Source organism: Comamonas odontotermitis (assembly GCF_040396735.1).
GTDB classification, from domain to species: domain Bacteria; phylum Pseudomonadota; class Gammaproteobacteria; order Burkholderiales; family Burkholderiaceae_C; genus Comamonas; species Comamonas odontotermitis_C.
Genome location: NZ_JBEBNZ010000005.1, coordinates 160,008 through 173,186 on the forward strand (window position 1 = coordinate 160,008; position 13,179 = coordinate 173,186).

12 protein-coding genes and 1 rRNA gene are annotated in these 13,179 nt (G+C 62.6%); 11 read left to right on the forward strand and 2 right to left on the reverse strand.

Features of this window, described 5'->3' with window-relative positions:
• Nucleotides 1-21: 21 nt before the first annotated feature.
• The 11 genes from ACH2DG_RS07510 (at nt 22) to ACH2DG_RS07560 (ending at nt 11,521) form a co-directional block, all read left to right on the forward strand.
• The gene (locus tag ACH2DG_RS07510) at nt 22-828 is read left to right on the forward strand and encodes a FadR/GntR family transcriptional regulator (protein ID WP_395025188.1); all 807 of its coding nucleotides are present in this window, start codon (nt 22-24) and stop codon (nt 826-828) included.
• Between the two features lie 209 nt (nt 829-1,037).
• Nucleotides 1,038-2,012, forward strand: a complete 975-nt coding sequence (locus ACH2DG_RS07515; protein ID WP_395025190.1) for a Bug family tripartite tricarboxylate transporter substrate binding protein — start codon at nt 1,038-1,040, stop codon at nt 2,010-2,012.
• A gap of 55 nt (nt 2,013-2,067) precedes the next feature.
• Complete coding sequence (gene kdgD / locus ACH2DG_RS07520) at nt 2,068-2,976, forward strand: 5-dehydro-4-deoxyglucarate dehydratase (RefSeq protein WP_395025216.1); 909 nt, start codon at nt 2,068-2,070, stop codon at nt 2,974-2,976.
• 47 nt (nt 2,977-3,023) lie between these two features.
• Complete coding sequence (locus ACH2DG_RS07525; RefSeq protein ID WP_395025191.1) at nt 3,024-4,010, forward strand: 2-hydroxyacid dehydrogenase; 987 nt, start codon at nt 3,024-3,026, stop codon at nt 4,008-4,010.
• Between the two features lie 23 nt (nt 4,011-4,033).
• A complete protein-coding gene (locus tag ACH2DG_RS07530) occupies nt 4,034-5,371 on the forward strand; it encodes an enolase C-terminal domain-like protein (RefSeq protein WP_395025192.1) in 1,338 nt (445 codons plus the stop codon).
• A 70-nt stretch (nt 5,372-5,441) separates the two neighbouring features.
• Nucleotides 5,442-6,890 (forward strand): aldehyde dehydrogenase family protein, encoded by a 1,449-nt coding sequence (locus ACH2DG_RS07535; protein WP_395025193.1) that lies wholly within the window; start codon nt 5,442-5,444, stop codon nt 6,888-6,890.
• Nucleotides 6,887-7,864 (forward strand): DMT family transporter, encoded by a 978-nt coding sequence (locus tag ACH2DG_RS07540; RefSeq protein WP_395025194.1) that lies wholly within the window; start codon nt 6,887-6,889, stop codon nt 7,862-7,864. The genes ACH2DG_RS07535 and ACH2DG_RS07540 overlap by 4 nt, the downstream gene beginning before the upstream one ends.
• 57 nt (nt 7,865-7,921) lie before the next feature.
• Complete coding sequence (locus ACH2DG_RS07545; RefSeq protein WP_395025195.1) at nt 7,922-8,884, forward strand: DHH family phosphoesterase; 963 nt, start codon at nt 7,922-7,924, stop codon at nt 8,882-8,884.
• Nucleotides 8,881-9,123, forward strand: a complete 243-nt coding sequence (locus ACH2DG_RS07550; RefSeq protein WP_395025196.1) for a cysteine-rich CWC family protein — start codon at nt 8,881-8,883, stop codon at nt 9,121-9,123. The genes ACH2DG_RS07545 and ACH2DG_RS07550 overlap by 4 nt, the downstream gene beginning before the upstream one ends.
• Before the next feature lie 104 nt (nt 9,124-9,227).
• Nucleotides 9,228-10,697, forward strand: coding sequence for a DHA2 family efflux MFS transporter permease subunit (locus ACH2DG_RS07555; RefSeq protein ID WP_395025197.1), 1,470 nt, complete (start codon nt 9,228-9,230; stop codon nt 10,695-10,697).
• Nucleotides 10,698-10,753: 56 nt separating this feature from the next.
• Nucleotides 10,754-11,521 carry a class II glutamine amidotransferase gene (locus ACH2DG_RS07560; RefSeq protein WP_395025198.1) on the forward strand — a complete coding sequence of 256 codons (768 nt, stop codon included), beginning with the start codon at nt 10,754-10,756 and terminating at the stop codon, nt 11,519-11,521.
• Between the two features lie 60 nt (nt 11,522-11,581).
• Here ACH2DG_RS07560 and sstT read toward each other — a convergent pair whose 3' ends face one another.
• The gene (sstT, locus tag ACH2DG_RS07565) at nt 11,582-12,799 is read right to left on the reverse strand and encodes a serine/threonine transporter SstT (RefSeq protein ID WP_395025200.1); all 1,218 of its coding nucleotides are present in this window, start codon (nt 12,797-12,799) and stop codon (nt 11,582-11,584) included.
• A gap of 128 nt (nt 12,800-12,927) precedes the next feature.
• Nucleotides 12,928-13,040: ribosomal RNA gene (rrf, locus tag ACH2DG_RS07570) — 5S ribosomal RNA — on the reverse strand.
• Nucleotides 13,041-13,179: the final 139 nt, after the last annotated feature.

A 13,179-nucleotide genomic window follows, 5' to 3' on the forward strand; every position in this document is an offset into this window, starting at 1 on the left:
GTTGCGATTATCATCAGAGCCATGAGCAAGCCGACTTCGGAATTACCCCAATCTCCTGCAATTTTTTCCAGCCCGGACGCTGGCGCCCTGCGCAACAAGGCCAACCGGGGCAGCCGCAACCTGGCCAACCTGCTGTCCGAAGAGTTTGAAACCAAGATCCGCCAGGGCCTGCTGGGTGAAGGCGACAAGCTGCCCACCGAATCGGAACTGGTGCGCAGCTACGATGTCAGCCGAACCGTCGTGCGCGAGGCGCTGTCCAAGCTGCAGGCGTCGGGTCTGGTGGAGACGCGGCACGGCATCGGTACCTTTGTGCTGCCTGCGCGCCAAAGCCCAGGCCTGGTGCTGAGCGCCAGCGAACTGAGCGAGTCGGTCGACGTGCTTGCCGTGCTGGAATTGCGCATCAGCCTGGAGACCGAGGCTGCAGGCCTTGCCGCCCAGCGCCGCCAGCCACAGCACCTGCATGCCATGCTGCAGGCGCTGCAGGCCTTCGAGATCAATTTTGCCGCCGGGGCAGAGACGGTCAGCCACGACCTCGCATTCCACCTGAGCATTGCCCAGGCGACGGGCAACCGCTATTTTCAGGATATCTTGCAGCACTTTGGCAGCATGCTGATTCCCCGCACCCGCATTGCATCCATCGACAAGCCCGCACGCGATCCGGACTATCTGCGCCGTGTCAACCGCGAGCACGAAGAGATCTATGCCGCCATCGAGCGCCAGGACGCCGATTCGGCCCGTGCCGCCATGCGCATCCACCTGACCAATTCACGCGAACGCCTGCGCCTGGCCCAGCGGCAAAGTGCAGGAGCCACTGCTCAGAACGCCTGATCCGCGCAGAAAACCGCTCGCTTGGCGAGCGCCTGGCGCCCTTTTTGGCAGGCGGGTGTGCAATACGAGCGCTCATGCCCACTGCGCCTTTCTCTCAGCCCTTTATTCCGTGGTTGACGCGATCTAGGTGTTAACCTGCAGACGAGGTGCCTTTACATTCTGATTTTAAGTTGTATGATGACTTACAACAACTCAGGAGACAGCTCCCCATGATCACCCGCGCCCGGTTTCTCCACACCGCGCTGGCACTTGCAGCCAGCGCCGCACTCGGCCCGGCCCTGGCTGCCGATGCCTGGCCGAGCAAGCCCATTCGGCTGGTTGTGCCCTATCCGCCCGGGGGCAGCTCCGACATCATTGCACGCTCGATCGGCCAGCTGATCTCGCAGGAGCTGAAGCAACCGGTCGTCATCGACAACAAGCCCGGCGCCAATGGCAACCTGGGCGCCGAGTTGGTGGCCCGGGCCCAGCCCGATGGCTACACCTGGCTGCTGTGCGATCTGGGTGCGCTGGCCATCTCGCCCTCGATCTACACCAAGCTGGCTTTTGACCCGAGCAAGGACTTGCGCGGCGCCGCCATGCTGGCCTATTCGCCGCACATGCTGGTGGTGCACCCCTCGGTGCAGGCAAGCAACCTGCAGGAGCTGGTGGCCCTGTCGAAAAAGCAGGACTTGAATTTTGCCGTGACGGCCACCGGCAGCGCCCCGCATCTGGCCGGGGTGGAGCTGGCCCGCATCACCGGCGCCAAGTGGGTGTATGTGCCCTACAAGGGCGGCGTGCAATCGGTGCAGGACACCGTCGCCGGGCAGACCCAGGTGCTGATGAACGGCATGCTGGCCACCTACCCGCAGGTGCAGAGCGGCAAGCTCAAGCTGCTGGGCATCTCCAAGGAAAGCCGCATGCCGCTGATCGCCGATGTACCCACACTGGCCGAGCAAGGCGCCAAAGGCTTTGCCTCCGGCACATGGCAAGGCGTGGTGCTACCCGCCAAGACGCCGGACGCGGTGGTCCAGCGCGTCAACCAGGCGCTGCTGGCAGCCATCCGCACGCCCGATGTGCGGGCCCGCCTCACCGGCCAGGGCGCCGAGGTCGTCACGATGACACCGGCCCAGACCGACCAGTTCTTCAACGCCGAACGCCAGCGCTGGCGCACGGTTGTTCAATCCGCCAACCTGCAGTTGGACTGATCACCACTGCGGTTGCTCCCCCTTACTCGTTCTTGAAAGATTTTCCATGACCACCATGAGCCCCCAGGATGTGAAGCACGTGATGAGCTCCGGCCTGCTGTCCTTCCCCGTGACCGATTTTGATGCCCAGGGCAACTTCAACGCCAAGGGCTATGCATCGCGCCTGGAATGGCTGGCGCCCTATGGCGCAAGCGCACTGTTCGCTGCGGGCGGCACGGGCGAATTCTTCTCGCTCACGGCAGACGAATACCCAGAGATCATCAAGACCGCCGTCGATACCTGCAAGGGCAAGGTGCCCATCATTGCAGGTGCTGGTGGCCCCACGCGCTTTGCAATCCAGTGCGCCCAGGCCGCAGAGGCAGCTGGCGCCCATGGCATTCTGCTGATGCCGCATTACATGACCGAGGCCAGCCAGGAAGGCCTTGCCGCACACGTGGAAGCGGTCTGCAAGAGCGTGAAATTCGGCGTCATCATCTACAACCGTGGCCAGAGCAAATTCACGCCCGAGACCGTGGCGCGCCTGTGCGAGCGCAATTCCAACCTGGTGGGCTTCAAGGATGGCGTGGGCGACATCGAGGCCATGTCGGCCATGTACCTGACGATGGGCGACCGCCTGGCCTACCTGGGCGGCCTGCCGACTGCCGAGGTATACGCGGCCGCGTACAAGGCACTGGGCACGCCGGTGTATTCGTCTGCGGTGTTCAACTTCATTCCCAAGACCGCAATGCGCTTTTACGAAGCCGTTCGCACCGACGACCATGCCACCCAGCACCAGTTGCTCAAGGACTTCTTCATGCCTTACCTGAAGATCCGCAACCGCAGCGCAGGCTATGCCGTCTCCATCATCAAGGCGGGGGCAAAACTGGTGGGCCACGATGCAGGCGCGGTACGCGCACCGCTGGCCGATTTGAAGCCGGAAGAGGTCGACATGCTCGCAGCCCTGATCAAGAAGGTTGAAGGCTGAACCTACCACCACTGCCTGCCCGCAGGGCAGGCGCCCACCTTTTCACCATGACTGAAGCCACCCGCCCCCGTGTCCTGCAAATGGGCAAGATGCCTTTGCCCGCGCTGGATGCCGATCTGGCGCGCGAATTTGACATCACTGTTCTCAGCGAGCAGCCGGACCCGGCGCAGTTTCTGGCACGGCATGGCGCGCAGTTCGAATACTTCGTCACCTCTGCCGGCATGGGCGCGCCCGCCCAGGTGATCGAGGCCCTGCCCCGCCTGCGCTGCATCAGCAGCTTTGGGGTGGGCTTTGATTCGCTGGACCAAGCCGCCATCCTTGCGCGCGGCGCCCGCGTCGGCTACACACCCGGCGTGCTGGACGATTGCGTGGCCGACATGGCCTTTGCCTTGCTGCTGGACGCCGCACGCCACGTGTCTGCCGCCGACCGCTTTGTGCGCGCCGGCCTGTGGCCACAGCAGCGCTTTGGCGTCTACACCCGGGCATCGGGCAAGCGCCTGGGCATTCTGGGCATGGGCCGCATCGGCCTGCAGGTGGCGCGGCGTGCCAGCGGTTTTGATATGCAGGTGGCCTACCACAACCGGCGCCCGGTACCAGATTCCGCGCACCGGTACATGGCCTCTGTGCAAGAGCTGGCCGCGTGGTGCGACTTCCTCGTCATCACAGCGGCGGGCGGCAGCGCAACGCAGCACCTCGTCGATGCCAAGGTGCTGCAGGCGCTGGGGCCGCAAGGCTTTCTCATCAATGTGGCGCGTGGCAGCGTGGTGGACGAGGCTGCGCTGCTGCACGCCTTGCAAAACGGCGCCATCGCCGGGGCGGGCCTTGATGTATTTGAAGACGAGCCTCGCCCACTGCCCGGCCTTTTGCAGCAAGACCATGTGGTGCTGGCCCCGCATATCGCCAGCGGTACGCAGGAGACGCGGCGCGCCATGGCCGACCTGGTGCTCGCCAACCTGCGCAGCTTTATCGCCCACGGCAGCCTGGTGCAGGAAGTGCCCTGGTCGCAAGCCGCTGCCGCAGCACGCACCGAATGACAGAACCGCAGAGAGACACGCCCATGGCTCCAACGCCCACCATCACCGACATCGAAGTCATTCCCGTAGCAGGCCGCGATGGCATGCTGATGAACCTGAGCGGCGCGCATGCGCCCTTCTTCACCCGCAACGTGGTGCTGGTGCATGACAGCAGCGGCCACACCGGTGTGGGCGAGGTGCCGGGCGGCGAAGGCATACGCCAGGCGCTCGAAGACAGCAAGGCCGCGCTGCTGGGCCAGCCCATTGGCCAGCACCTGCAATTGCTGCAGAAGGTACAGCTGCTGCTGGCAGGCCGTGACAGCGGCGGCCGTGGCCTGCAGACGTTTGACCTGCGCATCGCCATCCATGCCGTCACGGCGGTCGAGTCTGCCTTGCTCGACCTGCTGGGCCAGCACCTCGGTGTGCCGGTGGCCGCCTTGCTGGGCGAAGGCCAGCAGCGCGCGCGTGTCGAAATGTTGGGCTATCTGTTCTTCGTTGGCCCGTCCGAGAAAACCGACCTGGCGTATACCAAGCCGGGCGATGACCGCACGGGCAGCGACGCCTGGAGCCAGGTGCGCCACCAGATGGCCATGTCGCCCGAGGCCATCGTGCGCCAGGCAGAAGCCGCGCACGCGCGCTATGGCTTCAACGATTTCAAGCTCAAAGGCGGTGTGCTGTCAGGCGAGGAAGAGGTGCAGGCAGTGACCGCGCTGGCGCAGCGCTTTCCACAAGCGCGTGTCACGCTCGACCCCAATGGCGGCTGGCTTCTGAAGGACGCCATCCGCCTGATGCGCGACATGCACGGCGTGCTGGCCTACGCAGAAGACCCCTGCGGGGCGGAAGGCGGCTTTTCGGGCCGCGAGGTGATGGCCGAATTTCGCCGCGCCACCGGCCTGCCGACGGCCACCAACATGGTGGCGACTGACTGGCGCCAGATGGTGCATGCGCTGTCGCTGCAGTCGGTCGACATACCGCTGGCCGACCCGCATTTCTGGACCATGGCGGGCTCCGTGCGTGTGGGCCAGACCTGCCGCGACTGGGGCCTGACCTGGGGCTCGCATTCCAACAACCATTTCGACATTTCGCTGGCCATGTTCACCCATGTGGCCGCAGCCGTTCCCGGCAAGGTCACCGCCATCGATACTCACTGGATCTGGCAGGACGGGCAGTTCCTCACGACCAACCCGTTCCAGATCAAGGATGGCTTCGTCGATGTGCCACAGACCCCGGGGCTCGGCGTCATCATCGACCGCGCAGCACTGCAGCGCGCCAATGCCCTGTATCTGGAGCATGGCCTGGGAGCGCGCAACGACGCCATGGCCATGCAGTACCTGATTCCAGGCTGGCAGTTCGACCCCAAGCGCCCGTGCATGGTGCGTTGATTACTATTTATTTCATAGCAATCTATGCCAACCCATCGGGCGCCAGAGACCTTTTTATCCAAATACCACCATGACGATCTACAACAACCTCATCAACGGCCACTGGACTGCGGGCCATGCCACCACACCCAACACCAACCCCAGCGATCAGGCCGATGTGATTGGCGAATACGCGCAAGGCGACGCAGCCGATGTGAATGCAGCGGTGGCTGCGGCGCAGGCAGCTTTTCCCGCCTGGAGCACCTCGGGCATTCAGGCACGCCACGACGCGCTCGACAAGATCGGTAACGAGATTCTGGCCCGCAAGGACGAGCTGGGCGACCTGCTGGCACGCGAGGAAGGCAAGACCCGCCCCGAAGCCATTGGCGAGGTGGCGCGGGCAGGCCAGATCTTCAAGTTCTTTGCAGGCGAATGCCTGCGCCTGGCCGGTGAGAGCCTCCCATCGGTGCGCCCCGGCATTGGCGTGGAAATCACGCGCGAGCCCATCGGCGTGGTGGGTCTGATCACGCCGTGGAATTTTCCCATCGCCATTCCGGCGTGGAAGATTGCCCCGGCGCTGGCCTTTGGCAATTGCGTGGTCCTCAAGCCTGCGGACCTGGTGCCGGGCAGCGCCTGGGCGCTGGCCGACATCATCCACCGCAGCGGCATTCCCGCGGGTGTGTTCAACCTGGTCATGGGCCGGGGCCGCGTGATCGGCGAAGCCCTGGTGCAGCACCCCGATGTGGCGGCCATCAGCTTTACCGGGTCGGTAGGCGTGGGCCGCGGCATTGCCGAAGCCTGTGTGAAGAGCGGCAAAAAGGTACAGCTGGAGATGGGTGGCAAGAACCCCCAAGTAGTGCTGGACGATGCCGATCTGGCCCAGGCCGTGGAGCTGTCGGCGCAAAGCTGCTTCTACTCCACCGGCCAGCGTTGCACGGCATCGAGCCGCCTGATCGTGACCGAGAAAATCTACCCGGCCTTCATCGACGCTTTGCAGGCCCGCATGGCCAAGCTCAAGGTGGGCGATGCGCGCGCAGCAGGCACCGACATCGGCCCCGTGGTCAGCCAGGCGCAGCTGGAGCAGGACCTGAGCTACGTGGAAATCGCCAAGGCAGAAGGCGCCGTGCTGGCCAGCGGTGGCCAGCGCATTGGCTGCCACACGGGCAGCGGCAAGCAGGGCTTCTTCCTGCAACCCGCCTTGTTGGTGGATAGCACGCCTGCCATGCGCATCAACCGCGAAGAGGTGTTTGGCCCGGTAGCCAGCGTGATCCGTGTGCACGACTATGACGAGGCGCTGGCTGTCGCCAACGACACGCCATTCGGCCTGTCGGCAGGCATTGCCACCACCAGCCTGAAATACGCCACCCACTTCAAGCGCCATGCGCAGGCTGGCATGGTGATGGTGAACTTGCCCACGGCGGGCGTGGATTACCACGTACCCTTTGGTGGCCGCAAAGGATCGAGCTACGGCCCGCGCGAGCAAGGCCGCTATGCGCAGGAGTTCTACACCACCGTCAAGACGGCATACACCCTGGCATGAGCACGGCCAGTACCAGCCACGCGCCTGCACCCATAGCATCGGCGTGGCGCAGCCCTGCCGTGGTAGCCAGTGTGGCGCTGCTGTGCTGTCTGCTGTGGGGCAGTTCGTACCCGGCCATCAAGGGCGGTTATGCGCTGTTCTCCATCTCGCAGTCCGATCTGCCCGGCAAGCTGCTGTTCGCAGGCTGGCGTTTTGTGATGGCGGGCGGCTTTGTGCTACTGGTGGCAACTGCCATGGGCAAGCCCGTGCTGCAGACGTTTCGCGCGCATCCGCGCCAACTGCTGGTGCTGGGCGCTACGCAGACCAGCCTGCAATACGTGTTCTTCTACCTGGGCCTGGCCTACACCACGGGCGTCAAGGGCGCCATCATGAACGCCACAGCCACCTTTTTCAGCGTGCTGATCGCGCATTGGTTCTACGCCAACGACCGGCTCACACCTGCCAAGGCCCTGGGCTGCGTGATCGGCTTTGCTGGCGTGCTGACGGTAACGCTGGGCGGCAATGGCGAGTTGGGCGGTGCTTTCAGTTGGCTGGGCGAAGGCTCGGTGGTGCTGGCGGCGCTGATCCTGGCGGCATCCAGCATCTACGGCAAACAGCTGTCGCAAACCGTGGATGCCATGGCCATGACCGGCTGGCAATTGGGCCTGGGCGGCGCGCTGTTGGTGCTGATGGGCTGGGGCTGTGGCGGCCAGATGGGCCTGCCGTCCTGGCAGGCATTGGCGCTTCTGATGTATCTGGCCTTGCTGTCCTCAGCCGCCTTTACCTTGTGGAGCCTGCTGCTCAAGCACAACCGGGTCAGCCAGGTGACGATCTACAACTTCACCGTTCCCGTTTTTGGCTCCGTGCTGTCGGCGTGGTTCCTGGGGGAGACTCTGTGGGCCTGGCACTATGTGCTGGCCCTCGCCATGGTGTGCCTGGGCATCTGGCTGGTGACGCGAGAAGCACGGGGAATGCGCAAATCGGGAAACGCATAAAGCGGGCCAGAAATAGCGCGCACACTCGGGTACTGCAGCTGGCGGAAAATAGCGGGCATGAAACTCCTGCCCGACCTGTCCCTGCCGGTAAGCGCCGACATCAACGACCCCAAGCCGCTCATCCTCTACCACGGGCGCAGCTGCCCTGATGGCTATGGCGCCGCGCTGGCGGCCTGGCTGTTCTTTGGCGACAAGGCGGAGTTCCGTGGCCTGGACCACGGTGAAATCCAGACCGTGGACGACCTGGGCGACCTGAACGGCCGCACCATCTACATCCTCGATTTCGCCTTTGGCCCCGAGTTGCTGGCCGCCATTGAAGCCAAGGCCCATAAGCTCGTGCTGCTGGACCACCACAAGAGCGCCGCAGAAAAGCTGATCGGCTACCGCTGCACCTGCGGCGTGGTGCACTTTGACATGAACAAGTCCGGTGCACGCCTGGCCTGGGAGTTTTTCCACCCGACCGAAGCGATTCCAGCACTCATCCTGCACATCGAAGACCGCGATATCTGGCGCTGGCAGTATCCCGAGAGCGGCGCCTTCCTGGCGGCGCTTGACATGGAGCCGCGCACATTCGAGCGCTGGGCCGAGATTGCCGCCTTCACGCCCGAGCAGTTGGCCGCCTTCATGGCACGCGGCGGAGCCATGGACGAAAAGTACCTGAAGCTGTGCAGCGATATTGCAGAGGGAGCGCAGCCTGTTGTCTTCAACGGCATTGCAGGCCTGATGGTGAACGCCCCCGGCATGTTCCACAGCCAGGTGGGCGACATTCTGGCCAAAAAGAGCGGCAGCTTTGCGCTGATGTGGAGCGCCAACGAAAAGGGCGTGAAATGCGGCCTGCGTTCACGCTCCGATTTCAACTGCATTCCGCTCGCAGAAAGCATGGGAGGTGGCGGACACGCGCAGGCCTGCGGTTTTCGCATGGGCGCAGACCGCCTGCCGGAGTTGCTGGCCGGCAGCCTGACCGCGCGGCCCGAGGATGCCCTGCCAGCCCCCCGCCCCGCACCTGCAACCGCAGCATGAGCAATACCAGCCCCCAGGCACAGCGGTGTCCGCTCTGCGGACAGCACAACCAGTGCGCTGTCGCCCAGGGTTTGCCGGCAGAGCAATGCTGGTGCATGACGGCGCAGATCAGCCCGGAAGCACTGCAGCGTGTACCTGCCGCCGAACGCGGCCAGCGTTGCATCTGCCCCGCCTGCGGGCAAGCCACCATTGGCCTGGACACAGCAGGCGCTGGTGCTCAAGCGCCAAAGTTGCGATAATTATTGGCACCCAGCGCAGACCTGCCAAGCGCATCAAGCTATTAAATTCATAGTATTTCGCACGCAAGAGCGATTCAGGTCTGCACCGTCGCACGCCATCCATCATGCATATCAGCAACCACAACGCCCAAGATCTGCGCGCCCTGTACGGCGAGCGCTTCCGCTGGTATCTGCTCTTTACCGTGATGATCGGAACGATGGCGTCGATCATCTCGTCCACCATCTTCAATGTGGCCATCCCGGCCATGAGCCACCATTTCCAGCTGGGCCAGTCGCGCGCGCAATGGGTGACATCGTCGTTCATGGTGGCCACCACGGTGGCAATGCTCACCACCCCCTGGCTGCTGTCGCGCTACGGCTACCGCAACACCTATCTGGGCGCCGTCGTTCTGCTGATGCTTGGCGGTATCGGGGGCGGCTTCAGCACCGATTACAACCTGGTGCTGGTCGCGCGCGTGGTCGAGGGCCTTGCCGCTGGCGTGATTCAGCCCATTCCGGCCATCATCATCCTGCACGCCTTTGCACCCAATGAGCAAGGCCGCGCCAACGGCCTGTTCGGCATGGGCATTGTGCTGGCGCCTGCCATCGGCCCGAGCGTGGGCGGATTGCTGGTGGACTGGATGGGTTGGCGGTCGGTGTTCTTCATGGTGGTGCCGCTGTGTCTGGCCTCGATCTGGCTGGGCCTCAGATACGTACCCGTCAACGCACCAGGCGGCGCATCGGCCGACCGCAAAGGCAAGAGCCTCGACTGGATTGGCCTGGGTATTGCCACGGTGGGCACCATCTGCCTGCTCAACGGCCTCGTCGCACTGCATGGCACCAGCTGGCAGGAAAGCGCTGTGCTGCTTGCCATCGCCCTGGCATGCTTCCCAGGGTTTGTGGCGTGGGAAAAGCGCATGCTGGCCCGTAGCGAAAAGCCGCTGATGGATCTGCGCCTGTTTGCCTGCAAGCCCTTTGCCGCCGGCTGCATCGTCGCCTTCATCTACGGCACCGCGCTGTTTGGCTCCACCTACCTGCTGCCGGTGTTCATGCAACTGGGGCTGTCTTACTCGGCCTCGGTGGTGGGAACCACCATGCTGCCTGCAGGCCTGGTGCTGGGCGGCGTGATCGCCCTGGCGGGCCGCATGGCCGACCGCACACCGGCCCATTGGCTGGTGATAGGCGGGCTGGCGCTGCTGGCACTGTCATTTGTGCTGACAGGCGTGCTGCAGCCCGGTTCATCGCTGTGGCTGCTGGTGGGCTACACCGTGCTGGGCCGCATTGGTCTGGGCTTCATCCTGCCCTCGCTCACCCTGGGCAGCATGCGCCCGCTGGACAAAAGCCTCATCTCGCAAGGCTCCAGCACATTCAGCTTTCTGCGCATGCTGGGTGGCGCGGCTGGCGTCAGCCTGTGCGGCATCTTTCTGGAGTGGCGCGTGGGTTACTACGCCGCGCAATCGGCAGCGGTAGAGATTGCCATGGCCGAGCGCGTGTCTGCTTTCCGCGATACCTTTGCCTTGCTGGCTGTTGTGTGCGTGCTCGCAGGAATCGCCGCGCTCCAGCTGCGCGCACGGCCAACGCCTGCGGCGCACTGATGGCGGCTGAGGATGGTCTACACTAGGTCTTCAGTGCATTTTGAGAGTGTTCTGCCATGTGCCAATTGCTGGGGATGAACTGCAACACCCCCACCGATATCAACTTCAGCTTTACCGGCTTTTCGCAGCGTGCCGGCAATACCGACCACCACAGCGACGGTTGGGGCATTGCCTTTTTCGAAGAAGGCGGCCTGCGCCACTTGGTGGATCACAACCCGGCCGTCGATTCGCCGATGGCGGAGCTGATCCGCCGCTACCCCATCAAAAGCCGCAATGTCATTGCGCACATCCGCAAGGCGACGCAAGGCCGCGTGCTGCTACAGAACTGCCACCCCTTTGTACGAGAACTCTGGGGCAAGAACTGGGTCTTTGCCCACAATGGCGATCTGAAGGACTTTCGTCCACGTCTGCATGCGCATTTCCGCCCTGTTGGCGATACCGACAGCGAACACGTGTTCTGCTGGATCATGCAGGAGCTGTGGAAATCCCACGCAGGCACACCCAGCATCGCAGAATTGACCCACACCCTGCGCGATCTGGCAGCCCGCATTGCGCCACATGGCACCTTCAATTTTCTGCTCTGCAATGGCGATGCACTCTGGGCCCATGCCACCACATTCCTCTGCTACACGGAACGTGCGCACCCCTTCTCGCATGCGCACCTGAGCGACGAAGACCTCAGCCTGGATTTCTCCACCTGCACCACACCCCAGGACCGGGTCGCCGTCGTCGTCACAACCCCTCTCACCACCAATGAGGAATGGACACACTTTCAACCCGGTGAGCTGATGGTGTTTGACCAGGGACGGCGGCTATTTCTGTAAATGGGGTGTGCATTAAAACGGCTCCTTCCACGAGTCATTGCCACCTGCCACAATCGAGCATCAGGCCTGTCGCAGCCGATCGACGCGCATGCAAGCTGCAGCGGTAAAGAGCACATCGGTGGACGAATTCAGTGCGGTCTCAGCAGAGTCCTGCACAACGCCAATGAGCATTCCCACCATCACGACCTGCATCACCACATCGCTACTGATGCCAAACAGACTGCAGGCCAGCGGGATCAATAACAACGAGCCCCCTGCCACACCGGATGCACCGCATGCACACAGCGCCGACACAACACAAAGCAGTATTGCAGTCGGTACGGCCACCTGAATGCCCATGGTGTGAACCGCCGCCAGCGATAGCACACTGATCGTGATGGCAGCACCCGCCATATTGATCGTGGCACCCAGCGGAATGGCAATGGAATAGGTGTCTCGATCGAGGCCCAGCTTTTCAGCCAAGGCCAGGTTGACGGGAATGTTGGCCGCTGAGCTGCGCGTGAAAAAGGCCGTGACGGCGCTCTCCCGCAAGCAAGTCAGAGCCAATGGATAAGGGTTGGCACGAATGACCACCGCCACAATCAGCGGGTTGACCACAAGAGCTACAAAAAGCATTGCACCTACAAGCACGAACAGCACGCGCACATAACCCAACAGGGCATCGGCACCTGCCTCCGCAAAGGTGGACGCAACCAACCCCAAAATACCGAGAGGTGCCAGCCGAATCACCCATTGAATCACCTGTGTGATTGCTGTTGCGGCATCCTGGATCAGTTGCCTGGAGCTCTCTGCCGCATGGCGGAATGCAAAGCCCAAGGCGATCGCCCAGGCCAGCACCCCAATATAGTTACCCGCCATCAGGGCGTGCACCGGATTGTCCACCACCTGCATCAGCAGATCCAGCATGACTTGCGAGACATTCTTGGGCGCCTGGCTCACATCGGCAGCGCCTTCCAAATGCAAAGTGGTAGGAAAGAGCATGCTGGCCGCAACACCTACAAGCGCTGCAGCGAAAGTGCCTACAAGATAAAGAAGCAATATGGGCCGCATATGGGTGGTAGAGCCCTTACGCTGACCACATATGGCTGCCATTACGAGGATAAGTACAAGAATCGGAGCCACCGCCTTGAGGGCCGAAACGAACAATTTGCCAAGAATGGACAAGAAACCTGCCCCCTCTGGCATCAGGTATCCAATGGCTACGCCCAATACCATTGCGCACATGATTTGTGTCACCAGGCTTGTTCGCAGCACCAGACGCATCAACGAAGAAAACATAATCAGTCAAAAATCTGCAAGCGCGATCTGCGCAAATACCATAAGGCTGCCTCGAAGCAATCCGCCTGATTCGAGCCTGCAAAAGCAAAACCCCCGCAGTCGGAGACTGAGGGGGTTTGGGAATAAAAGCCTGACGATGACCTACTTTCACACGGGAATCCGCACTATCATCGGCGCGAAGTCGTTTCACTGTCCTGTTCGGGATGGGAAGGAGTGGTACCAACTTGCTATGGTCATCAGGCATAACTTTTTGCTTTGCTGCCAGGTTTGTTAGGCAGCGCAGCGAATTCATAGAGTCTTATCAGCTAAATTTGATTGCGCTTTGGGCATAACTGCAGTTGCAGTGTCTTTGCATGTATCCCATCTAAGGGGGGATCATC

Bases quoted from the DNA above. Each gene is read 5' to 3' on its own strand.
- ACH2DG_RS07535 (WP_395025193.1), top strand. From the start codon at position 5,442: ATGACGATCTACAACAACCTCATCAACGGCCACTGGACTGCGGGCCAT.
- ACH2DG_RS07510 (WP_395025188.1), top strand. From the start codon at position 22: ATGAGCAAGCCGACTTCGGAATTACCCCAATCTCCTGCAATTTTTTCC.
- ACH2DG_RS07560 (WP_395025198.1), top strand. From the start codon at position 10,754: ATGTGCCAATTGCTGGGGATGAACTGCAACACCCCCACCGATATCAAC.
- ACH2DG_RS07530 (WP_395025192.1), top strand. From the start codon at position 4,034: ATGGCTCCAACGCCCACCATCACCGACATCGAAGTCATTCCCGTAGCA.
- ACH2DG_RS07545 (WP_395025195.1), top strand. From the start codon at position 7,922: ATGAAACTCCTGCCCGACCTGTCCCTGCCGGTAAGCGCCGACATCAAC.
- ACH2DG_RS07540 (WP_395025194.1), top strand. From the start codon at position 6,887: ATGAGCACGGCCAGTACCAGCCACGCGCCTGCACCCATAGCATCGGCG.
- ACH2DG_RS07555 (WP_395025197.1), top strand. From the start codon at position 9,228: ATGCATATCAGCAACCACAACGCCCAAGATCTGCGCGCCCTGTACGGC.
- sstT (WP_395025200.1), bottom strand. From the start codon at position 12,799: ATGTTTTCTTCGTTGATGCGTCTGGTGCTGCGAACAAGCCTGGTGACA.
- ACH2DG_RS07550 (WP_395025196.1), top strand. From the start codon at position 8,881: ATGAGCAATACCAGCCCCCAGGCACAGCGGTGTCCGCTCTGCGGACAG.
- kdgD (WP_395025216.1), top strand. From the start codon at position 2,068: ATGAGCCCCCAGGATGTGAAGCACGTGATGAGCTCCGGCCTGCTGTCC.
- ACH2DG_RS07515 (WP_395025190.1), top strand. From the start codon at position 1,038: ATGATCACCCGCGCCCGGTTTCTCCACACCGCGCTGGCACTTGCAGCC.
- ACH2DG_RS07525 (WP_395025191.1), top strand. From the start codon at position 3,024: ATGACTGAAGCCACCCGCCCCCGTGTCCTGCAAATGGGCAAGATGCCT.